The sequence below is a fragment of the Pseudomonas sp. GW821-FHT09E12 genome (genome assembly GCF_059416085.1).
Window position 1 is genome coordinate 546393 of record NZ_JBWKOM010000004.1, and the last position, 22586, is coordinate 568978.

The 22586-nt window shown below is 63.4% G+C and carries 20 protein-coding genes; 13 read left to right on the forward strand and 7 right to left on the reverse strand.

Annotated features, from left to right (window positions below; genetic code table 11):
- Window positions 1-27: 27 nt before the first annotated feature.
- The 3 genes from AC07PQ_RS14365 (at window position 28) to AC07PQ_RS14375 (ending at window position 3957) form a co-directional block, all read left to right on the forward strand.
- On the forward strand, window positions 28-2514 hold the full coding sequence (locus tag AC07PQ_RS14365) for a circularly permuted type 2 ATP-grasp protein (RefSeq protein ID WP_493185746.1): 2487 nt from the start codon (window positions 28-30) through the stop codon (window positions 2512-2514).
- Complete coding sequence (locus AC07PQ_RS14370) at window positions 2514-3419, forward strand: transglutaminase family protein (RefSeq protein WP_007921501.1); 906 nt, start codon at window positions 2514-2516, stop codon at window positions 3417-3419. The genes AC07PQ_RS14365 and AC07PQ_RS14370 overlap by 1 nt, the downstream gene beginning before the upstream one ends.
- Before the next feature lie 118 nt (window positions 3420-3537).
- Window positions 3538-3957 (forward strand): NUDIX hydrolase, encoded by a 420-nt coding sequence (locus tag AC07PQ_RS14375; protein WP_493185747.1) that lies wholly within the window; start codon window positions 3538-3540, stop codon window positions 3955-3957.
- Window positions 3958-3981: 24 nt separating this feature from the next.
- Here the strand turns inward: AC07PQ_RS14375 and AC07PQ_RS14380 are convergent, their stop codons facing one another.
- Window positions 3982-4167, reverse strand: coding sequence for a hypothetical protein (locus tag AC07PQ_RS14380; RefSeq protein ID WP_007921504.1), 186 nt, complete (start codon window positions 4165-4167; stop codon window positions 3982-3984).
- 69 nt (window positions 4168-4236) lie between these two features.
- On the reverse strand, window positions 4237-4824 hold the full coding sequence (locus AC07PQ_RS14385; protein WP_102678306.1) for a cytokinin riboside 5'-monophosphate phosphoribohydrolase: 588 nt from the start codon (window positions 4822-4824) through the stop codon (window positions 4237-4239).
- A 349-nt stretch (window positions 4825-5173) separates the two neighbouring features.
- On the opposite strand from AC07PQ_RS14385, the gene azu reads away from it, so the two are divergent.
- Entirely contained in the window at window positions 5174-5620 is a 447-nt protein-coding gene (gene azu / locus AC07PQ_RS14390) for an azurin (protein ID WP_007921507.1), read from the forward strand.
- Window positions 5621-5838: 218 nt separating this feature from the next.
- Here the strand turns inward: azu and nadE are convergent, their stop codons facing one another.
- The 3 genes from nadE to AC07PQ_RS14405 all read right to left on the reverse strand — a co-directional run bounded on the left by nadE (window position 5839) and on the right by AC07PQ_RS14405 (window position 9033).
- Window positions 5839-6666, reverse strand: a complete 828-nt coding sequence (gene nadE / locus AC07PQ_RS14395; RefSeq protein WP_007925206.1) for an NAD(+) synthase — start codon at window positions 6664-6666, stop codon at window positions 5839-5841.
- A gap of 3 nt (window positions 6667-6669) precedes the next feature.
- Window positions 6670-7896, reverse strand: coding sequence for a nicotinate phosphoribosyltransferase (gene pncB, locus AC07PQ_RS14400; RefSeq protein WP_007925207.1), 1227 nt, complete (start codon window positions 7894-7896; stop codon window positions 6670-6672).
- A gap of 231 nt (window positions 7897-8127) precedes the next feature.
- The gene (locus AC07PQ_RS14405) at window positions 8128-9033 is read right to left on the reverse strand and encodes a LysR family transcriptional regulator (protein ID WP_493185748.1); all 906 of its coding nucleotides are present in this window, start codon (window positions 9031-9033) and stop codon (window positions 8128-8130) included.
- Window positions 9034-9196: 163 nt separating this feature from the next.
- Between AC07PQ_RS14405 and amaB the strand changes: the two genes are divergently transcribed.
- From amaB to AC07PQ_RS14450, 9 genes are all read left to right on the forward strand, one after another.
- A complete protein-coding gene (gene amaB / locus AC07PQ_RS14410; protein ID WP_493185749.1) occupies window positions 9197-10687 on the forward strand; it encodes an L-piperidine-6-carboxylate dehydrogenase in 1491 nt (496 codons plus the stop codon).
- A 208-nt stretch (window positions 10688-10895) separates the two neighbouring features.
- Window positions 10896-12179 carry an L-pipecolate oxidase gene (gene amaA / locus AC07PQ_RS14415; RefSeq protein ID WP_493185750.1) on the forward strand — a complete coding sequence of 428 codons (1284 nt, stop codon included), beginning with the start codon at window positions 10896-10898 and terminating at the stop codon, window positions 12177-12179.
- A 362-nt stretch (window positions 12180-12541) separates the two neighbouring features.
- Window positions 12542-13678: a branched-chain amino acid ABC transporter substrate-binding protein gene (locus AC07PQ_RS14420; RefSeq protein ID WP_007925216.1), complete on the forward strand. Its 1137-nt coding sequence runs from the start codon at window positions 12542-12544 to the stop codon at window positions 13676-13678.
- 179 nt (window positions 13679-13857) lie between these two features.
- The gene (locus AC07PQ_RS14425) at window positions 13858-14772 is read left to right on the forward strand and encodes an ABC transporter permease subunit (protein WP_007925218.1); all 915 of its coding nucleotides are present in this window, start codon (window positions 13858-13860) and stop codon (window positions 14770-14772) included.
- A gap of 2 nt (window positions 14773-14774) precedes the next feature.
- The gene (livM, locus tag AC07PQ_RS14430) at window positions 14775-16070 is read left to right on the forward strand and encodes a high-affinity branched-chain amino acid ABC transporter permease LivM (protein ID WP_493185751.1); all 1296 of its coding nucleotides are present in this window, start codon (window positions 14775-14777) and stop codon (window positions 16068-16070) included.
- Window positions 16067-16942 carry an ATP-binding cassette domain-containing protein gene (locus tag AC07PQ_RS14435; RefSeq protein ID WP_007925220.1) on the forward strand — a complete coding sequence of 292 codons (876 nt, stop codon included), beginning with the start codon at window positions 16067-16069 and terminating at the stop codon, window positions 16940-16942. The genes livM and AC07PQ_RS14435 overlap by 4 nt, the downstream gene beginning before the upstream one ends.
- Entirely contained in the window at window positions 16939-17658 is a 720-nt protein-coding gene (locus tag AC07PQ_RS14440) for an ABC transporter ATP-binding protein (RefSeq protein ID WP_007925221.1), read from the forward strand. The genes AC07PQ_RS14435 and AC07PQ_RS14440 overlap by 4 nt, the downstream gene beginning before the upstream one ends.
- A 1007-nt stretch (window positions 17659-18665) precedes the next feature.
- Entirely contained in the window at window positions 18666-19433 is a 768-nt protein-coding gene (locus tag AC07PQ_RS14445; RefSeq protein ID WP_007925222.1) for an SDR family oxidoreductase, read from the forward strand.
- Between the two features lie 246 nt (window positions 19434-19679).
- A complete protein-coding gene (locus AC07PQ_RS14450; RefSeq protein ID WP_493185752.1) occupies window positions 19680-20585 on the forward strand; it encodes a cation diffusion facilitator family transporter in 906 nt (301 codons plus the stop codon).
- Window positions 20586-20690: 105 nt separating this feature from the next.
- Here the strand turns inward: AC07PQ_RS14450 and AC07PQ_RS14455 are convergent, their stop codons facing one another.
- The gene (locus AC07PQ_RS14455; protein ID WP_493185753.1) at window positions 20691-21824 is read right to left on the reverse strand and encodes an AGE family epimerase/isomerase; all 1134 of its coding nucleotides are present in this window, start codon (window positions 21822-21824) and stop codon (window positions 20691-20693) included.
- A 186-nt stretch (window positions 21825-22010) separates the two neighbouring features.
- On the reverse strand, window positions 22011-22583 hold the full coding sequence (locus AC07PQ_RS14460; protein ID WP_493185754.1) for a HupE/UreJ family protein: 573 nt from the start codon (window positions 22581-22583) through the stop codon (window positions 22011-22013).
- Between the last annotated feature and the right edge of the window lie 3 nt (window positions 22584-22586).

The window sequence follows — 22586 nt, forward strand, 5'->3', positions numbered from 1 at the left end:
CTTACCTTGCCGTCTGCCGAGCTTTCCATGCCTGACCTGCTTGACCACTACCCGCTGACGGCGGGTACCTACCACGAACTGCTCGACGCCAGCGGCGCGGTGCGCCCGCACTGGCGCCGGCTGTTCGACCAGTTGCAGCGCAGCACGCCAGCGCAGTTGATGCAGCGCCAGGCGCTGCTGACCCGGCAGATCCAGGAAAACGGCGTCACCTACAACGTCTATGCCGACCCCAAGGGCGCCGACCGGCCATGGGAACTGGACCTGTTGCCCCATGTGATCGCCGCCGATGAATGGCAGCAGCTGTCCGCCGGGATCGCGCAGCGGGCACGTTTGCTCAATGCGGTACTGGCCGACCTGTACGGGCCCCAGCGGCTGATCAGCGAGGGCCTGCTGCCGGCCGAACTGGTCTTTGGCCATAACAACTTTCTCTGGCCGTGCCAGGGCATCCAGCCGCCGGATGGCGCCTTCCTGCACCTGTACGCGGTCGACCTAGCGCGCACCCCGGACGGGCGCTGGTGGGTCACCGCCGACCGTACCCAGGCGCCGTCCGGTGCCGGCTACGCCCTGGAAAACCGCATGATCGTGTCCCGGGCCTTTCCGGACCTGTACCGCGATCTGCAGGTGCAGCACCTGGCCGGGTTCTTCCGCACGCTGCAGGAAACCCTGGCCCGCCAGGCGCCCCGGGACGACGAAGCGCCACTGATCGTGCTGCTGACCCCGGGACGTTTCAACGAGAGCTATTTCGAGCACTTGTACCTGGCGCGCCAGCTCGGTTATCCGCTGGTGGAAGGCGGCGACCTGACGGTGCGCGACGCCACGGTCTACCTCAAGACTCTGAGCGGCCTGCGGCGGGTGCACGCGATCATGCGCCGGCTCGACGACGATTTCTGCGACCCGCTGGAACTGCGCACCGACTCGGCCCTCGGCGTGCCGGGGCTGCTGGAGGCGGTGCGGCAGGGGCGGGTGCTGGTGGCCAATGCCCTGGGCAGCGGCGTGCTGGAGTCGCCAGGCCTGCTGGGTTTCCTGCCGAAGATCAGCGAGCACTTGTTCGGCGAAAAACTGATTCTGCCGTCTGTCGCCACCTGGTGGTGCGGCGAGGCACCGGTGCTGGCCCAGGCCCTGGAGAAACTCCCGGAACTGCTGATCAAGCCGGCGTTCCCGTCCCAGAGCTTTGCCCCATTGTTCGGTCGCGACCTTTGCGAGAAAGAACGCCAGGCCCTGGCCGAACGCATGCGGGCGCGACCTTATGCCTATGTCGCCCAGGAACTGGCGCAACTGTCCCAGGCGCCGGTCTGGCAGGCCGAGGACGGCCAGCTGCAACCGCGGGCCATCGGCATGCGGGTGTATGCCGTGGCCAGCCACGATGGTTACCGGGTACTGCCGGGCGGCTTGACCCGGGTGGCCGCCGAGGCCGATGCCGAGGTGGTATCGATGCAGCGCGGCGGCGCCAGCAAGGACACCTGGGTGCTGGGCGAACGTGCGCCCAGCGGCGAACAGTGGAAAGGCCAGCGGACCATCGGCGTGCATGAACTGGTGCGGCGCGATCCGTACCTGCCGTCGCGGGTGGTGGAAAACCTGTTCTGGTTCGGCCGTTACTGCGAGCGTTGCGATGGCAGTGCGCGGCTGTTGCGGATCATGCTGGCGCGCTATGTCGACGGCGATGACCCGCAGGCCTTGCAGGCGGCGGTCGAGCTGGGCGAAAGCCTGATGCTGCTGCCGGACGAAGGCGAACTGCCCGAGCGTTTGTTGGCGGCCCTGCTGGGGGACGACTGGTCCTTCAGCCTGCGCTCCAACCTGCAGCGCCTGCAGTGGGCGGCGTCCCAGGTGCGCGGCAAGCTTTCGCGGGAAAACTGGCAGGCGCTGGTGGAATTGCAGCGCGAAGCCTTGGCGCTGGAAGCCCGCGAGCCGGACTTCGGCGAGCTGCTGGACTTCCTCAACCGCCTGGTGATGTCCCTGGCGGCGCTGTCGGGCTTCGCCCTGGACGACATGACCCGCGACGAAGGCTGGCGCTTTTTGATGATTGGCCGGCGCATCGAGCGCCTGCAGTTTCTCAGCAGCAGCCTGGCGGCCTTCCTGCGCAGCGCCACCGCGTTCGACCAGGCCGGGCTGGAGTGGCTGCTGGAACTGGGCAACAGCAGCATCACCTACCGTTCCCGCTACCTGGCGGTGGCGCAGTTGATTCCGGTGCTCGACCTGTTGCTGCTCGACGAACAGAACCCCCATGCGGTGCTGTTCCAGCTGAAGCTGGTGACCCGGACCCTCAATCGCTTGAACGACGAGTTCGGCGTACCGCGCGAGGCCGGTTTGCCCAAGCTGGTGGGGCGTCTGGGGCGCTTCGACCTGGGCTGCCTGGAAAACCCGCTGTTCGGCGAGGCCAGCGTGCGGGCGGCGCTCGAAGGCCTGGCCGACCTGTTGCAGGAAATCGCCGATGCCAGCGGGCAGGTCTCCGACCGCCTGGCGCTGCGGCATTTCGCCCATGTCGACGATGTCAGCCAACGAACGGTATCCGTCTGATGAGCGCTCATTACCAGATCTTCCACGATACCCATTACCACTACGACAGCCCGGTTTCCCTGGCCCAGCAGTTGGCGCACCTGTGGCCGCGCGCCTGCGCCTGGCAGCATTGCAGCCAGCAGGAACTGCTGATCAGCCCCGACCCCACCACCCGCCGCGACGAGCTGGATGTGTTCGGCAATCCGCTGACCCGGCTGGCGTTCGAGCGCCCCCATGACGAATTGCTGGTCAATGCGCAGCTGACGGTGGAGGTGCTGGCCCGGCCTGCGCTGGATTTCACCCGTTCATTGCCCTGGGACGCCACCCGCAGTGCGCTGACCTACAGCAGCCGGCCGTTATCCGCGGCCTTGATGGAGGCGTGCCGTTACCGCTTCGAGTCGCCTTATGTGCACTTGAAGAAAAGCTTCGTCGAGTTCTCCGAAAGCTGTTTCCCCGCCGGGCGTCCGTTGTTGTTGGGGGTGCAAGCGTTGATGGAAAAGATCTTCAGCGAGTTCACCTTCGATGCCGAAGCCACCCAGGTGGCGACGCCGCTCGTGGAAGTGCTGGAGCGGCGGCGCGGGGTTTGCCAGGACTTCGCCCACCTGATGCTGGCGTGTTTACGTTCCCGTGGCTTGGCAGCGCGTTATGTCAGCGGCTACCTGCTGACCCAGCCGCCACCGGGGCAGCCACGCCTGATCGGCGCGGATGCCTCCCATGCCTGGGTTTCGGTGTTCTGCCCGGTGCTCGGCTGGGTGGATTTCGACCCGACCAACAACGTGCAGCCGGCGCTGGAGCACATCACCCTGGCCTGGGGCCGGGATTTTTCCGATGTGTCGCCGTTGCGCGGGGTGATTCTCGGCGGCGGCAGCCACGACCCGGAAGTGCGGGTGACGGTGATGCCGCTGAATGAACGGATCTCACTGTAGCCGCTGCCGCAGGCTGCGATAAGGTTCGCAGAACCTTCCAGCGGTCTAAAAAAACACGGCCGCTACGCGCCCGAGCGCAGCCTTCGGCAGCGGCTACAGGTTTTTACAGGAGTCGTTTATGTTCCCGGTATCGATCAAGGGCGTGCTGCAATCACCCGAGGGGCTGGTGGTGCTGATGCTCAACGAGCGTGACGAGTGGGAGCTGCCCGGCGGGCGGATCGAGCTGGGGGAGACGGCGCCGCAATGCCTGGCGCGGGAGATCGAGGAGGAGCTGGACGTGCGGGTGGCGGTGGGCGAGCCGCTGGATTCGTACCTGTTCGAAGTCATCCCCGGCAAGCATGTGTTTATCTCGACCTATCGCTGCCGGCTCCTGGGCGGTTTTGTGCCGGCCGTCAGCCACGAGCACAAGGAAATCGGCCTGTTCGCGCCGGACCGACTACCGGCCAACTTGCCGCAGGGTTATCGCGATTCGATTGTCAAAGCGTTGGGTATCCGAGGGTCGGCAACGGATGGCCGACCCCAGATCCCGAGGGCCTGATAGAGGTATCGGGCCTGGCGGGTCTCAGGCCTTGGGGGTCTGATCGTCTACTGCATCGGCGTTGTCGACGGCCACGTCGTCTTCTGTATCCGGGCTTGGTGCGCCGGCTTCTTCAGCGGCCGCTTTCTTGCGTTGCAGCTTTTCCTCTTTCTTCTGCTCCTTTGCCAGGTCTCGCTGACGTTTGGCGAAGGAGTAATTGGGTTTAGCCATGGGCGATCCTCTGGGGTCGAAGGTGAGGTTTGAGCGGCGCGTATTCTGCCTTGTATCGGGGCCCGGCGGTTAATCGGGTTTCTGCTCGGCCCATTTGGGGACTACCGTGGGTTGCCAGGCTTCCAGGGCTTGCAGCAGTTTGCGCGGCGATTCGCTCACTTGCAGCATGTCACGGTGCGGGGCGCGAACGAAGCCTTCGCCGACGATGTGATCGAGAAAACCCGTGAGCTTCTCGTAGAAGCCATTCACTTCCAGCAACCCCAGGGGCTTGGCGTGATAGCCCAACTGCCCCCAGGTCCAGACTTCGAACAATTCTTCCAGGGTACCCAGGCCGCCAGGCAGCGCGATAAAGGCGTCGCTCAACTCGGCCATGCGTGCCTTGCGGGCGTGCATGCCATCGACCACCTCCAGGCGCGTCAGGCCCGGATGGCCGATTTCCTTGTCCTTGAGGCTCTGGGGAATGATGCCGATGACTTCGCCGCCAGCCGCCAGGGCCGCGTCGGCGACTATGCCCATCAGGCCGACGGCGCCACCGCCATAGACCAGGGTCAGCTTGCGCTCGGCCAGCTGGCGCCCGAGGGCTTCGGCGGCCTCGCGGTAGGCCGGGTTGGTGCCAGTGCTGGCACCGCAGAACACGCATACAGACGCTAAAGACATGCCTTACTCCATGGTCGGTGAGGGCCACAGAGTAATGGCTGGCCGGCCGCGCTCCAAGGGTCAATCCTCGCCGCGGGGGCTTTCATAGGTGCCGCTGGCGCCACAGGCATAGGCTGCGAGCAGGCTGCGGAACAGACTGTTGAGGTGCATGGCAGACACTCCGATAGTGATGTGCGCCGAGCATAGGCCCGCGGCTGGCGGCTGGCTGTTTGATTCTCTCGATCAGGCCGATAGCGCAAAGTTGTATACAATTTCTTGATGTAAATCATAGGAACTTGTGAAAAATTCAGGCAGTCTTCACCTTCATGGATTCAGATGGATTTTGTTAACCCTGCCTTGGAGATTCACCATGTTTGCCAAACTCGTTGCGGTATCCCTGCTGACACTGGCCAGCAGCCAACTGATGGCCGCCGAATGTAAGGTCGATGTCGACTCCACCGACCAGATGTCCTTCAACACGAAGGAAATCACCATCGACAAGAGCTGCAAGACCTTCACCGTGAACCTGACCCACTCCGGCAGCCTGCCGAAGAACGTCATGGGCCATAACTGGGTATTGAGCAAAAGCGCGGACATGGCCGGTATCGCTACCGACGGCATGGCCGCCGGCATCGACAAGAACTACCTGAAAGAAGGCGACAGCCGCGTCATCGCCCACACCAAGATCATCGGCTCCGGCGAAAAAGACTCGGTGACCTTCGACGTGTCGAAGCTGACCGCTGGCGAAAGCTACGAGTTCTTCTGCTCGTTCCCGGGCCACAACTCGATGATGAAAGGCGCTGTGGTGCTGAAGTGATCGGTTGATTCGGTGTGATGAAAAAGCGCCCTGCGGGGCGCTTTTTTTGTGCCTGGAACTGCGTATACAGACTTGTAGCCGCTGCCGAGCCTGCGAGGCTGCGTACGAGGACGCAGTCCTCGCAAAACCTGCCCACGCGGTCCATCGAACATAACGTGGCGCCTGGTTTGGCGACTGCTCTGCGGCCGTGCGCAGCCTCGGCAGCGGCTACGGGCTGTTTATGGCGCGAATGGCATCACGCGTTTGTGATGGGTCTTGTTGTAGGTGTTGCAGATGATCTTGAACGCCTCCTCGCGCACCGGCTGGCCGTGGAGGAAGGCGTCGATCTCGGCGTAGGTCACGCCGTGGGACGCTTCGTCCGGCTTGCCGGGAGACAGGTCTTCCAGGTCGGCGGTAGGGATCTTCTCCACCAGCGACTCCGGCGCGCCGAAATGCCGGGCAATGGCCCGCACCTGATTCTTCACCAACCCGCTCAGCGGGGCCAGGTCGCAGGCGCCGTCACCGAACTTGGTGAAGAAACCCATCACCGCTTCGGCGGCGTGGTCGGTGCCGATCACCAGGCCGTGGGCGGCGCCGGCGATGGTGTACTGCGCGACCATGCGCATGCGTGCCTTGGTGTTGCCAAGGACGAAGTCCCGGGTTACCGCCTGATGGCCTTCGAAGGCCGCCACTTCATTGGCCAGGGACTTGACCGCCGGCCCGATGTTCACGGTGTGGCGCTCGTCGGGTTCGATGAAGTCCACCGAGGCCTGGGCATCGTGTTCGTCGAACTGCACGTCGTACGGCAGGCGCACGGCGATGAAACGATAGCCCTGGTCGCCACTGCTGGCGCGCAGTTCGCGCATCGCCCGCTGGGCCAGCAGGCCAGCGGTCAGGGAGTCGACGCCACCGCTGATGCCCAGCACCAGGGCCTTGAGCCCGGAATTGAGCAGGCATTGCTGGATGAACGCGACCCGCCGGGCGACTTCTGCCTCGAGATCGGCCTGGTCCTTGAAAGGGGGTTGGACCTTGAGCTGTTCAGCAATCTCACGCTGTACGGCTTGCATGATTCACTCCTTGCTTGATGTGCCAGAAAGGGCGGCAGGTACTTGGAAAACGTGGCGCAAATAAGCGACGAAGTTGGGATCCTTGCAATGGGTCTTGCCCGCTTCGTCGGAGATCTTGGCGACGGGCTGGCCATTGCAGGCGGCCATTTTAAGCACGATGCTCATCGGCTCGACACCGGGAATATCGCACGTCAGGTTGGTGCCGATACCGAAGCTGACATTGATCCGACCGCGCAACGCACGAAAAATCTCCAGGGACTTGGGCAGCGTCAGGCTGTCGGAGAACACCAGGGTCTTGCTCATCGGCTCGATGCCCAGTTTCAGGTAATGGGCGATGGCTTTTTCCGCCCAGGCGATCGGGTCGCCCGAGTCGTGGCGCAAACCGTCGAACAGCTTGGCGAAGTACAGATCGAAATCGTTGAGGAAGGCGTCGGTGGTGATGCAGTCGGTCAGGGCGATCCCCAGCAGGCCGCGATACTCGCGGACCCAGCAGTCGAGGGCGGCGATCTGGCTGTCGATCAGCCGCGGTCCCAGTTGCTGGTGGGCCATGATCCATTCGTGGGCCATGGTGCCCAGGGGTTTCATGTCCAGCTCGCGGGACAGGTGCACGTTGCTGGTGCCGACGAAACGTCCGGGGAAGTCGTGCTTGAGCACGTTCACCACTTCTTCCTGGACCCGGTACGAGAAGCGCCGGCGGGTGCCGAAGTCGGCCACCTGCAGGTGCGACAGTTCATCGGCGCTGGCGTTGGCGCTCAGCCAGTCGAACTTGCGATACAGCTGTTCGCGCGCCTGTTCCAGGACGACTTCGCGGTAGCGATAGCGGTTACGCACCTCGCTGACGATCGCCAGCATCGGCACTTCGAACAGGATCACATGCAGCCAGGGCCCGCGCAGGCGGATGAACAGCTCGCCGTTCTCGATACCGGTATGCACATACCGCAGGTTGAAGCGGAACAGCCCGAGAAAACGCAGGAAGTCCGGTTTCAGGAAGCTGATGCGCTCGAGAAAACTCAACTGGTCGGCGCTCAGGCTCAGGTCGGCCAGGCGCTCGAACTGATAACGGATCTCCGCCAGATAGGGGCGCAGATCCTCGCTGTTGCGGCAGCGGAATTCCCATTCGACTTCCACATTGGGGTAGTTGTGCAGCACCGCCTGCATCATGGTCAGTTTGTAGAAGTCGGTGTCGAGCAGGTTCTGCACGATGCGATCGGCAAACACACTCTCGCTCATAACGGGAATCTCCATGCTGGCCGCGATCAAGGGCGCGGCTTTCCAGCTTGTTCAATGAAGGCAGTAGTGGCGCATATCCGCCGTGGGTTTTGCCAGTGTTTTTTGCTTGGGGACGATGTCGAGGCTGATGGCCCCATCGCGGGCAAGCCTCGCTCCTACAAGAGCGGTGCCGTACCAGTAGGAGCGAGGCTTGCCCGCGATAGCGCCCGTGCGGCCTGCACTCATCCCGGATCAGGCCGGCGCCGGGCTGTCGATCTGTTCCAGCATCCAGCGTACGAAGTCCCGTACCTTGGGCACTTCGGCCGCATGTTCGGGGTAGGCCAGGTAATAGGCATCGTGGCTGGGCATGGCGTAGTCCCACGCCAGCACCAGCTTGCCCTCGGCCAGCTCTTCTTCCACCAGGAACCGCGGTAGCAGGGCCACGCCGCAGCCGACCTGGGCGGCCCGGATGCACATGTAGAAGGTTTCGAAGCGCGGGCCGTGATAGCTGTGCTCGGTGTGGTAACCCTGGCTGTCGAACCAGTCATGCCAGGCCTGCGGCCGCGAGGCCAGTTGCAGCAGCACCAGCTCGGCCAGCTGCGTCGGGTCGGTGAACGGCTTGTCCGGCAGGCTGCCGGGGGCGCAGACCGCCACCAGCTCTTCGCCGAACAGCTTCAGGCACTCGGTGCCGGGGCGCGAACCCTGGCCGAAGTAGAACGCCATGTCGCTGCGGCCCTGCAGCAGGTCGTCGGCTTCCTGCTCGTTGCACAGGTCCAGATGGATCTGCGGGTGACGCAGGCGCCAGCCCTTGAGGCGCGGCACCAGCCAGCGCGCACCGAAGGTCGATGGGGTGGACACCCGCAGGACTTCGGTTTCGCCACCGTAGGAGCGCAGGTAGTGGGTCGACATCTCGATCTGCGAGAGGATCTTGCGCACTTCCACCAGGTACAGGTCGCCGGCCGGGGTCAGTTGCAGGCGCCGGCGTACCCGGCGAAACAGCAGGTGTTGCAGGAGCTCTTCCAGCTGCGCGACCTGCTTGCTGACTGCGCTCTGGGTCAGGTTCAGCTCCTCGGCGGCGCGGGTGAAGCTCAGGTGCCGGGTGACGGCCTCGAAACACTGCAGGGCGGTGATCGAGGGCAGGTAGCGTTTGTTCAGCATCGAGGGTTCCTTGTTCTTGTCCCGGCTGCGCAGCATGAATAAACGGAATGATATCTCGCCTAATCGTCGTTTGTTGGCAAGTCTCGGGCCGGCTACAACTACAGTCCTGAATGGCTGTGTCAACGGCTACGACTTTTTGCTTTCCATTTGTAAGGAGTGACCCATGGTTGCCGCATTGCTTGATCGTCTTGGTGTGAACCCGGCCCTGTATCAATCGGGCAAGCAGCCCGTGCATTCGCCGATCGACGGCAGCCGCATCGCCTCGGTGAACTGGCAGGGCGCGGCCGAGGTGGAGCAGCAGGTCAGTCGCGCGGAGCATGCGTTCGAGTTGTGGCGCAAGGTGCCGGCGCCGCGTCGCGGCGAGCTGGTGCGCCAGTTCGGCGAAGTGCTGCGCGAATACAAGGCCGACCTCGGTGAGCTGGTGTCCTGGGAAGCCGGTAAGATCACTCAGGAAGGCCTGGGCGAAGTGCAGGAAATGATCGACATCTGCGACTTCGCGGTCGGCCTGTCGCGCCAGCTGTACGGCCTGACGATCGCCTCCGAGCGCCCGGGCCACCACATGCGCGAAACCTGGCACCCGCTGGGCATCGTCGGGGTGATCAGCGCGTTCAACTTCCCGGTCGCGGTCTGGGCCTGGAACACCACCTTGGCGCTGGTCTGCGGCAACCCGGTGATCTGGAAACCCTCGGAAAAGACCCCGTTGACCGCCCTGGCCTGCCAGGCGCTGTTCGAGCGCGTGCTGAAGAACTTCAGCGATGCCCCCGAGTACCTGAGCCAGGTGATCATCGGCGGGCGCGACGCCGGCGAAGCGCTGGTGGACGACCCGCGCGTGGCCCTGATCAGCGCCACCGGCAGCACCCGCATGGGCCGCGAAGTGGCGCCGAAAGTCGCCGCGCGTTTCGCCCGCAGCATCCTCGAGCTGGGCGGCAACAACGCGATGATCCTGGGGCCGAGCGCCGATCTGGACATGGCCGTGCGCGCCATCCTGTTCAGCGCCGTCGGTACCGCTGGCCAGCGCTGCACGACGTTGCGCCGGCTGATTGCCCATGAATCGGTGAAGGACGAAATCGTCACCCGCCTCAAGGCCGCCTATTCCAAGGTGCGCATCGGCCATCCGCTGCAAGGCAACCTGGTCGGCCCGCTGATCGACAAGCACAGCTTCGACAACATGCAGGATGCGCTGGAGCAGGCCCTGAGCGAGGGTGGCCGGGTGTTCGGCGGCAAGCGCCAGTTGGAAGACCAGTTCCCCAACGCCTATTACGTGTCGCCGGCGATCGTCGAGATGCCGGAGCAGAGCGACGGGGTGTGCAGCGAAACCTTCGCACCGATTCTCTACGTGGTGGGCTACAGCGATTTCGCCGAAGCGCTGCGCCTGAACAACGCCGTGCCGCAAGGCCTGTCGTCCTGCATCTTCACCACCGATGTGCGTGAGGCCGAGCAGTTCATGTCGGCGGTGGGCAGCGACTGCGGCATCGCCAACGTCAACATCGGCCCGAGCGGCGCGGAAATCGGCGGCGCCTTCGGTGGCGAGAAAGAAACCGGCGGCGGCCGCGAGTCCGGCTCCGATGCCTGGCGCGCCTATATGCGCCGGCAGACCAACACCGTGAACTACTCGCTGGAGTTGCCATTGGCGCAGGGTATTACCTTCGATTGATCGACCCCGATCGCGCCCGCCTGCCGGGCGCTGTAGCCGCTGCCGAAGGCTGCGATAAGCTCCGAAGGAGCTTGGTTCCCGATCTCCTGTCGGGCCTATGGCGGTCTTCAGGTCGCCGCGACCGTAGCGGTCGATCGCAGCCTGCGGCAGCGACTACAGGGGAGGTGCTGGTTCATGGTCTGTGGTTCGTTGATTTCGGAGTCTGGCAATGCCGTTACGCGAAGAATGCCTGTGGGAAAAACTGACGCCGCAAAGGCCTGACAATGCCCCGCTCAAGGGCGAGGTCAGGGTGGATGTCTGCGTGATCGGCGCGGGCTTTACCGGCCTGTCGGCCGCCGTGCACCTGCTGGAGCAGGGCAAAAGGGTTTGTGTACTGGAAGCCCACCGCACCGGTCACGGTGGTTCGGGACGCAACGTGGGCCTGGTGAATGCCGGGATGTGGATCCCGCCAGACGAGATCGAGGCCGGTTTCGGCGAGGCGGTCGGCAGCCAGCTCAACCGCATGCTGGGGGCGGCGCCGGCCCTGGTGTTCAGCCTGATCGACAAATACCGCATCGATTGCCAGCTGCGCCGCGAAGGCACCCTGCACATGGCGCACAACGCCCGGGGCGAGGCCGACCTGCGCAGCCGGGAAGCCCAGTGGAAGCGCCGGGGAGCACCGGTCGAGCTGTTGACCGGCGCGGCTTGTGAAACCGCCACCGGCACCAGGAAGATCGCCGCGGCCTTGCTCGATCGCCGGGCCGGCACGGTCAATCCGATGGCCTATGTCAGTGGCCTGGCCAAGGCCGCGGTCGACCTGGGGGGCCAACTGTTCGACCATTCGCCGGTGACCCGTCTCGAACGCCAGGGCCAGCGCTGGTCGGTGCAGACCGCCCAGGGCTCGGTGCTGGCCGAGCAGGTGGTGATTGCCTCCAATGCCTACACCGAGGGCGACTGGACCGAATTGCGGCGCAATTTTTTCCCCGGTTACTACTATCAGGTCGCCTCCAGGCCGCTGACCGAGGAAGCTGCGCAGCGGATCCTGCCGGGTGGCCAGGGCTCCTGGGACACCCGCCAGGTGCTCAGCAGCATTCGCCGGGACGCCGACGGCCGCCTGCTGCTGGGCAGCCTGGGCAATGGCAACCAGAAGCCGGCCTGGTTCCTCAAGGCCTGGGCCGACCGGGTACAACAGCACTATTTCCCCTACCTGAAAGCGGTGGAGTGGGAGTGCACCTGGACCGGTTGCATCGCCTTTACCCCCGATCACCTGATGCGTCTGTTCGAGCCGGCGCCCGGTCTGGTGGCGGTCACCGGCTACAACGGCCGGGGCGTGACCACCGGCACCGTGGTCGGCAAGGCGTTCGCCGATTACCTGTGTAACGGAAATCCTCAGGCGTTGCCGATTCCCTTCACCCCCATGCAGCCCCTGGCCGGCGTGGGCTTGCGCAGTTGCCTGTACGAGGCCGGGTTCTCCCTGTATCACGCGGGCCAGTGCCTGCGGATCGTTATCTGACAAAGGAAATATGTTGCCGGGTGCGGCGCTTTTCGGCGCAGCGACTAGCCTGTAGTGGTGCGGGGCGTAGCAGTCCTGCACCAGTAGTGTGCAGTTCGGTTACGCAGGCTGTTACAGGCTGGTTGCACGTTGATTTGCGCCGCGGTTGCAATGATGGCGCAGGCGGGTTGCGCCTGATGTTTTGTAAGGTTTCACCTTCCGCGGTTTAGACGGTTGCACGCCCAATAAAAAAGGGCTCGAAACAGTCGAAATAACAATAAAAGAGCGACTTTTTTCAGAATAAAAAACCAATGGCACGGCCCTTGCTCTGAGCATTCGGTGAAGTCGCAGTGCCAACTAAAAAAACCTTGGAGCACCACCTCATGTCCCAGACGTTTTACAAGAAAGGCTTTCTGGCCCTCGCAGTGGCAGCTGCGTTGGGTGTTTCTGCGTTTGCTCAGGCCGACCTCAAGATCGGCGTAGCGGGTCCCATGACAGGCGCCAACGCGGCATTTGGCGAGCAGTACATGAAGGGTGCACAGGCAGCGGCTGACGAGATCAACGCCAAGGGCGGCGTCAACGGCGAGAAGATCGTCCTGGTCAAGGGTGACGACGCCTGCGAACCGAAACAGGCCGTGGCCGTGGCCAACCGCCTGGTGGACCAGGACAAGGTGGCCGGTGTGGTCGGTCACTTCTGCTCGTCGTCGACCATTCCGGCTTCCGAGGTTTACAGCGATGCGGGCGTGATCGCCATCACCCCGGGCTCCACCAACCCACAGGTCACCGAGCGCGGCCTCTCCGCCATGTTCCGCATGTGCGGGCGTGACGACCAGCAGGGCATCGTCGCCGGCGACTACATCGTCGACGTGCTCAAGGGCAAGAAAGTTGTGGTCCTGCACGACAAGGACACCTACGGCCAGGGCCTGGCGGACGCCACCAAGGCACAGCTGAGCAAGCGCGGCGTGACGCCGGTGCTGTACGAAGGCCTGACTCGTGGCGAAAAAGACTTCAGCGCCGTGGTCACCAAGATCCGCGCCGCCGGTGCCGATGTCGTCTACTTCGGCGGCCTGCACCCGGAAGCCGGTCCGCTGGTACGCCAGATGCGCGAGCAGGGCCTCAAAGACGTCAAGTTCATGTCCGACGACGGTATCGTCACCGACGAACTGGTGACCACCGCTGGCGGTCCGCAATACGTCGATGGCGTGTACATGACCTTCGGCGCCGACCCGCGCCTGCTGCCGGACAGCAAGACTGTGGTTGACGCTTTCCGCAAGGCCGGCACCGAGCCTGAAGGCTACACCCTGTACGCCTACGCGTCGGTCCAGGCACTGGCTGCCGGCTTCGGCGGGGCCAAGTCCAACAAGGGCGAGGACGCCGCCAAGTGGCTCAAGGCCAACCCGGTGAAAACCGTGATGGGCGAGAAGACCTGGGATGCCAAGGGCGACCTGAAAGTCTCCGACTACGTGGTTTACCAGTGGGACAAGGACGGCAAATACCACCAGCTGGAAAAACAGAAGTGACATGAGCGTCTGGGCAGGCCGGCCCTTCCTCCAGGGGAGGGCGCAGGCCTGCTGCATGCGTGTCCGTGCAGTACCTGTCTTTTCTCGTAGAGCTGCACAACTGTCGTGTTGCGCGGGTGGTTGAACCCCAGGCCGTCGTATCCGCTGTGTGCAGTCTCTCAAATGCGTGAGATTGCGTTATGGATGGTATTTTCCTGCAGCAACTGATCAATGGACTGACCCTCGGGTCCGTCTATGGTCTGATCGCCATCGGCTACACAATGGTCTATGGCATCATCGGCATGATCAACTTCGCCCACGGCGAGGTTTACATGATTTCCGCTTACCTCGCGGCAATCAGTCTGGCTCTGCTGGCCTACTTCGGCATCGAATCCTTCCCGCTACTCATTCTCGGTACCCTGGTCTTCACCGTCGTCGTGACGGGGATCTACGGCTGGGTCATCGAGCGCGTCGCCTACAAACCCCTGCGTAACTCCACCCGCCTGGCGCCGCTGATCAGCGCCATCGGTATCTCGCTGATCCTGCAGAACTACGCGCAGATCAGCCAGGGCGCCAAGCAACAAGGTGTACCGACGCTGCTGGCCGGCGCCTGGAAGGTCGACATCGGCACCGGTTTCGTCCAGCTCACCTACACCAAGATCTTCATCCTGGTGGCGGCATTCGCCGGCATGGCCGTGCTCACCTACATCATCAAGTACACCAAGCTCGGCCGCATGTGCCGCGCCACCCAGCAAGACCGCAAGATGGCCTCGATCCTCGGGATCAACACCGACCGGGTGATTTCCTACGTGTTCATCATCGGCGCCGCCATGGCGGCGCTGGCGGGCGTACTGATCACCATGAACTACGGCACGTTCGACTTCTATGCCGGCTTCATCATCGGCATCAAGGCGTTCACCGCGGCGGTACTCGGCGGCATCGGCTCGCTGCCGGGCGCGATGCTCGGCGGGATCATCCTCGGGATCTCCGAGTCGCTGTTCTCCGGTCTGATCAACTCCGACTACAAAGACGTGTTCAGTTTCTCGCTGCTGGTGCTGATTCTGATCTTCCGTCCCCAAGGCCTGCTGGGTCGCCCACTCGTGGCGAAGGTATAAGTATGTCTGCTGCCAATAAACCGATTGATATCAAAAAGAGCCTCATTGACGCCGTACTGGCCGGGCTGATCTCGCTGATCGTGTTCGGTCCTATCGTGGGCGTGGTACTCGAGGGCTACAGCTTCAACCTGCAACCGGCCCGCGTCGGCTGGCTGGTGGCGATCGTGATGATCGGCCGTTTCGCCTTGAGCCTGTTCCTGCAGACGCCCAAGGGGCTGAAGATCCTCCAGGGTTTCGAGAGCACCGGCTCCGGCGTGCATGTGCGGGCGCCGGACTACAAGTCGCGGCTGCGCTGGATCATCCCGGCGCTGATCGTGATCGCTATCGTCTTCCCGTTATTTGCCAACAAGTACCTGCTGACCGTGGTCATCCTCGGCCTGATCTACGTGCTGCTCGGTCTTGGGCTGAACATCGTGGTCGGCCTGGCCGGGCTGCTCGACCTGGGGTACGTGGCGTTCTACGCCATCGGTGCCTACGGCCTGGCGCTGGGTTACCAGTACCTGGGCCTGGGCTTCTGGACCGTGCTGCCCCTGGCGGCCCTCGCCGCGGCGCTGGCGGGGTGCATACTCGGCTTCCCGGTGTTGCGCATGCACGGTGACTACCTGGCCATCGTGACCCTGGGCTTCGGCGAGATCATCCGCCTGATCCTCAACAACTGGCTGTCCTTCACTGGCGGTCCGAACGGCATGCCGGTTCCGTCGCCGAGCATTTTCGGCCTGGAATTCACTCGGCGGGCGAAGGATGGCGGGGTGCCGTTCCATGAGTTCTTCGGCCTGGAATACAACCCCAACCTGAAGTTCCTGTTCATCTACATCGTGCTGTTCATCGTGGTGCTGCTGGTGCTCTACATCAAGCACCGCCTGACCCGCATGCCGGTCGGCCGGGCCTGGGAAGCCTTGCGCGAAGACGAGATCGCCTGCCGCGCCATGGGCCTGAACCACGTGTTGGTGAAGCTCTCGGCCTTTACCATCGGCGCTTCCACCGCCGGCCTGGCCGGGGTGTTCTTCGCCAGCTACCAGGGCTTCGTGAACCCCTCGTCCTTCACCTTCTTCGAGTCGGCGCTGATCCTGGCCATCGTGGTCCTGGGCGGCATGGGGTCGACCGTGGGCGTGGTGATCGCGGCGTTCGTGCTCACCGTGGCGCCGGAGCTGCTGCGCAGCTTCTCCGAGTACCGGGTGCTGCTGTTCGGCATTCTCATGGTGTTAATGATGATCTGGCGGCCGCGAGGCCTGATTCGTATCAGCCGTACCGGGGTGACCCCGCGTAAAGGTGCCTTGGTCGAGAGGAGCGTGCCATGAGCGATGAAGTCATTCTCAAGGTAGAGAACCTGATGATGCACTTCGGTGGCATCAAGGCCCTGAGCGACGTCAGCCTGGAGGTCAAGCGCAACTCCATCTTCGCCCTGATCGGCCCCAATGGCGCCGGCAAGACCACGGTGTTCAACTGCCTGACCGGTTTCTACAAGGCCACGGGCGGGCACATCGCCCTCAATACCCGAGGCAAGCCGACCAACGTCATCAAGCTGCTGGGCGAGCCGTTTCGCGCGACCGACTTCGTGTCGCCCAAGCGCTTTGCCAGCCGACTGTTCTACAAGATGTTCGGCGGTACCCACCTGGTGAACCGGGCGGGCCTGGCGCGGACCTTCCAGAACATTCGCCTGTTCAGGGAAATGTCGGTGCTGGAGAACCTGCTGGTGGCCCAGCACATGTGGGTCAACCGCAACCTGCTGTCCGGCATCCTCAACACCAAGGGTTACCAGAAGGCTGAAAGCGACGCCCTGGACCACGCCTTCTACTGGCTGGAGGTGGTGGACCTGGTGGACTGCGCCAACCGCCTGGCCGGCGAGTTGTCCTACGGCCAGCAACGCCGCCTGGAAATCGCCCGCGCCATGTGCACCCGGCCGCAGATCATCTGCCTCGACGAACCGGCCGCCGGTCTCAACCCCCAGGAAACCGAAGCGCTCAGCGCGATGATCCGGCTGCTGCGCGATGAGCACGACCTGACCGTGGTGCTGATCGAACATGACATGGGCATGGTGATGAGTATTTCCGACCATATCGTGGTGCTCGACCACGGCAACGTGATCGCCGAGGGCGGGCCCGAAGCGATCCGCAACGACCCGAAAGTGATTGCCGCCTACCTGGGTGCGGACGAAGAGGAACTGGTATGACGACTGCGCCTATCCTCGAACTCAAGGACCTGGACGTGTACTACGGGCCGATCCAGGCTCTGAAGAAAGTCTCGCTGCACATCAACGAAGGTGAAACCGTGAGCCTGATCGGCTCCAACGGTGCCGGCAAGTCCACGCTGCTGATGTCGATTTTCGGCCAGCCGCGGGCCGAGTCCGGGCAGATCATCTACCGCGGTGTGGACATCACCCACAAGTCCTCGCACTACATCGCCTCCAACGGCATCGCCCAGTCGCCGGAAGGGCGCCGGGTGTTTCCGGACATGACGGTGGAAGAGAACCTGCTGATGGGCACTATCCCCATCGGCGACAAGTACGCCAGCGAAGACATGCAGCGCATGTTCGAGCTGTTCCCGCGGCTCAAGGAACGTCGGACCCAGCGGGCCATGACCATGTCCGGCGGCGAGCAGCAGATGCTCGCCATCGCCCGCGCGCTGATGAGCCGTCCCAAGCTGCTGTTGCTGGACGAACCGAGCCTGGGGCTGGCGCCGATCGTGGTGAAGCAGATATTCGCCACCTTGCGCGAGCTGGCCTCCACCGGCATGACCATCTTCCTGGTCGAGCAGAATGCCAACCACGCGCTGAAGCTGTCGGACCGCGCCTATGTGATGGTCAACGGCGAGATCCGCCTGAGCGGCACCGGCCAGGAACTGCTGGTCAACGAGGAGGTGCGTAACGCGTATCTGGGCGGTCACTGAGCCTGAGTGCCGTGGATAAGACCTGCCCCGCCGGCTCACGCCGCCGGGGCATTTTTTATCCCCTTGATCTTGTGGGAGCGAGCTTGCTCGCGATGCTCGTCAACGATGACGCTGGCTGCCTGGATATACGCGTCGTTCTCCGGTTCTTCGCGAGCAAGCTCGCTCCTACAGAGGCTGGATGACCTTGTCCACAGCAGAAAACGCAAATTGTGGAAAACATTCTGCGCAAGCTGGCAAAGCGCGGCATAAAGACGCTGCAAATAGTTGTTTTGCCAAGGTTTTGACTTGTCCCCGTTTGCTGTGGAACTGGCTGTGGGTAACGTGGGAGTAGCTGGCTGGACGCCTTGAATGGCGTGGCCTGCAGGCTGGCGATCGTTTTTTGATCAGGCGTTTTTGCCGGACCTTGAGCGGCCGTTGTCAACCTTTTTATTGTCGCAGGCAAAGGGCGGAAACCCCCTGGGCAAGCCTGTGGATAAGTCTGTGATTAAACTCTGGAAAGACTCGCCGAGGCAGCGTCGTTACTGGCTTGAAGCCATCCCTTGCCTGACCGTTCGGTCGCCTGTATCGGTCGGGGCTGCATGGACGCCATGCCCAGGTCAAGCAAAAAACTTTCTAAAACCGCCTGCAGCCCCTGTGGATAGCGGCTTGCGGACTTTTGCACTTGCCCCCAAAGACTGTGGAGCGTCCTGTGGATAAGGTGCGTGCATGTGGCTGCGGGCCACGACCTGCCTGGCTTGGCGGTTGTTGGTCGTTTTTTGTACAGTTGCGTCTCTGTAGCCGCTGCCGAAGGCTGCGATAAGGCCCGGAGGGCCTTTCAACGATCTTGAAGAGCACGCCCTCCTCGAACGGAATGCCGCCCAGACCGATCGCAGCCTTCGGCAGCGGCTACAGGGGAGGCTGATAGCCGGGCTCGCACAACCTCCGGTTGCCGCTGCGATTCAGGCCGGGCATGCTGCGAAACGATTTTTCATTTCCACGGCGGTTCGACGCCCAGCAAGGAGAACACCATGACTTCCACCCTGTTTATTACCGGCGCGACCTCCGGTTTTGGCGAAGCCTGTGCCCGTCGTTTTGCCGAGGCCGGCTGGTCGCTGGTGCTGACCGGGCGCCGCGAAGAGCGTCTCGACGCCCTGTGCGCCGAGCTGTCGAAGCAGACCGAAGTGCACGGCCTGGTGCTCGATGTGCGGGACCGCAAGGCCATGGAAGAAGCGATCGCCAACCTGCCGCCGTCCTTCGCCAAGCTGCGCGGGCTGATCAACAACGCCGGCCTGGCCCTGGGGGTCGACCCGGCGCCCAAGTGCGACCTGGACGACTGGGACACCATGGTCGACACCAACATCAAGGGCCTGATGTACAGCACCCGCCTGCTGCTGCCACGGCTGATCGCCCATGGCCGCGGCGCCGGCATCGTCAACCTCGGCTCCATCGCCGGTAACTACCCGTATCCGGGCAGTCACGTGTATGGCGCGAGCAAGGCGTTCGTCAAACAGTTCTCCCTGAACCTGCGTTGCGACCTGCAAGGCACCGGTGTGCGGGTGACCAACATCGAGCCGGGCCTGTGCGAAAGCGAGTTCTCCCTGGTGCGCTTCAAAGGCGACCAGGAGCGCTACGACGCCACCTACGCCGGTGCCGAGCCGATCCAGCCGCAGGACATCGCCGACACCATCTTCTGGGTGCTCAACACCCCGGCCCACGTCAATATCAACAGCCTGGAACTGATGCCGGTGAGCCAGACCTGGGCCGGCTTCGCCATTGAGCGCAATGCCAAGGGCTGAGTGCTCCCCCTGTAGCCGCTGCCGAAGGCTGCGATCGACCTCGAAGAGGGCGTGCTCTTCAAGATCGCCGAAGGCCCTCCGGGCCTTATCGCAGCCTGCGGCAGCGGCTACACACCTCATGTGCCGATGCGTTTGGCAACACAGCCGTTCAGGCCTGAATCAGCCCGCACAAGGTAGACTCCCGCTCCGCAACCCACCGCAGCCTTGCATCAAGGCCGCGAAGTCAAAGGTTCTCGAGGAGGAAATGTGAGTAACCGAGGTGAGCAGGTACTGCTCAAACAATCGACCGTCCTGATGTTCGCCGTGGCGATCGCCGCTATCGTCACGGGTTTTTTTTCCGGTTCCCAATCGATTCTGTTCGATGGTTTTTTTTCGCTGATCGCGACCGTCATCAAGGTCCTGATGCTGATCACCGCCAAGCTGATCGCCAAGGAAAGCAACCAGCGCTTTCAGTTCGGCTTCTGGCACCTGGAACCGATGGTGCTGCTGATCGAAGGCAGCTTTTTGTTGCTGATTGCGATCTACGCCTTTCTCAGCGGTATGTTCGGCATCATCAACGGTGGCCGCGAGATCGAACTGGGCCTGGTGATCCCTTTTGCGATGGTGCTTAGCGTCGTCTGTTTCGCCTATTTCTTCTACGTCCGTTATCGCAATCGCACGTTGAAATCCTCGTTGATCAAGTTCGACAACGTCAGCTGGCTGGTGGACGCGATGCTCTCGATCGGCTTGCTGGTGAGCTTTCTCATCGCGTTGCTGCTCAAGACCCAGGGTTATGGCCAGTGGGCCGCTTACGTCGACCCGTCGATCCTGATCCTGCTGGCCCTGAGCATGCTCGCGCCGGCCTTCAATATTCTCAAGCCAGCGTTACGCGATGTACTGGGAATTGTCCCGGACCAACTGGATGACAAGGTTCGCCAAGTGATGGACGAGGCGAAAGTCGAGCACGGCTTTGCCGACTATGTCTCGTATGTGCAGAAGCACGGACGGGCGCGGTTCATCGAGATTCACATCGTGCTGCCGCAGGACTATCCATTGCAGGGCGTGGCGACGCTGGACAAGCTGCGCGAGGAGATATCCACACAGCTCGGCAAGGCGGATGCGGCGCGCTGGCTGACCATCAGCTTTACCGGTGATCGCAAGTGGATTGCCTGAGGCCTTTCTGAGCGCAGGCGCGCAATCGCGAGCAAGCTTCGCTCCTACACAGGTATGCCCGTTTTTCTGTAGGAGCGAAGCTTGCTCGCGATAGCGATGTAAAGATCAGCTGAAGTATTCAGCCAGGCCGAGATAACAGGTCGCCAGGTGATAAGGCGTGGTCGACGGCATGTCCCGACGGCTAAGTACGCCATGGGCGTCCAGGCATTCGTTCCAGCCCTTGGCATGCAGGAAGTGTTGTTGCAACGCCCGCAACTGGTGCTGCAGGCGTTCGGCGCGGTCCTGGCGCAAGGTCAGGGCGCGCAGGTATTCGGCCTGGGCCCAGATGCGTTGGGTCGGGTCGAGCACATCGCCATCGATGCTCAGCATCCCACTCACCGCGCCGCTGGAGTTATCCACACCAACCTGCTCGGCATAGGCGAAGGCCCGCTCCAGCGAGGCGTGCAGCGGGCAGCCGCGCAGCAAGGCCGAGGATTGCAGCAGGAAGAACCATTCGAACTGGTGCCCCGGCTCGAACCAGTTATCCACAGCCCCCAGCGGTTTCTCCATCATCAGCCCATGCCGTGGCTCGATGAAGCGCTGCTGCATGGTCGTGCACAGGGCCAGCAGTGCGCCTTGCACGGCGGCGTCGTCACGCACGGCCAGGGTGGCGAGGAAGGCTTCGGCCAGGTGCATCAGCGGGTTCTGCAAGGGGCCGCAGGCCAGGGGCGACCAGTCTTCGGCGAGGACTGCTTCGTACAGGCCATCGCCGCTGGCAAAACGTTCGGCCACCACTTTCAGCGCGGCATTGAGCACCGATTCCACCAGCGGCTCGCGGACCCTGGCCCAGTAATGGGCGCAGGCAAAGACGATGAAGGCGTGGGTGTAGAGGTCCTTGCGCCTGTCCAGCGGCGCGCCCTGGGCATCGATGCTGTAGAACCAGCCACCGTGCTCGGCATCGTGGAAGTGCCGTTGCAGGGAACGGAACAGCGCTGCGGCGCGCTCTTCGGCAAGCGGCGTACGACCATCGCCGATCAGGCTGGAAAACAGGTACAGCTGCCGGGCGCAGGCCATGGCCCGATAACGCTGAGGTGGCAGCGGGGCATGTTCGGCGTCCAGCGCCTCGAAGGGCAGTGCCAGTTCCGGATTCCAGCCCGGCCCCTGCCAGAGCGGCACGATCACGCTGTGGAAATGCTGTTGCACGGCCGTAAACAGGGCGGTCGATTCAGACGGGGAAGTGGGGCTGGAAACATCGGGCATTGGCTGGCGTCGTCACGGCAGGGTGGAATGCGCGACATGGTAGCAGAGAAGGCCCCGGGGATCGTGGTGTGCGGGGTAGGAGCGAAGCTTGCTCGCGATCCAGGCGACGGGGTATGTCGCCAAGAACGCATCGCGAGCAATCGAGTTTTGACCGGCGCTCCTACAGGAGCGCCGGTATAGGGCGACTCAGCCGGCCAGCAACCACACGCCCGTCGCGGCGGACGCCGCGCCCGCCAGGCGCACCAGCGGCGCAGCGGCCTGTGGCAGGAGCCGGACCACGGCATAACCGACCGCGTGCAGTGCCGCAGTGGCGGCGACGAAGCCTGCGGCATAGGTCCAGGGGCTGGACATGTCCGGCAGTTCCAGGCCGTGGGCCACGCCGTGGAACAGGGCGAACAGCGCGGTGGCGGCCACCGCCAGGCTCAACGGTGGCCGCACCGCCAGGGCCACGGCCAGGCCGAGGGCCAGGACCGAGGCGGCGATCCCGCTTTCCAGGGCCGGCAGGTTCAGCCCTGCAAAACCCAGCACGCCGCTGATCAGCATGGTGCCGACGAAGGTGCAGGGCAGTGCCCAGCGCGCCGCGCCTTGCTGCTGCGCGGCCCACAGGCCGACCGCAACCATCGCCAGCAAGTGGTCGAGGCCACCGATCGGGTGGCTGATGCCGGCCATCAGGCCGTTGTCGCCGTGGCCCGGGTGGGCGAAGGCCAAAGCTGGAGTCAGCAGCAGGGCGAGGGTGCCGAGAATACGTTTGAGGGTCATGGA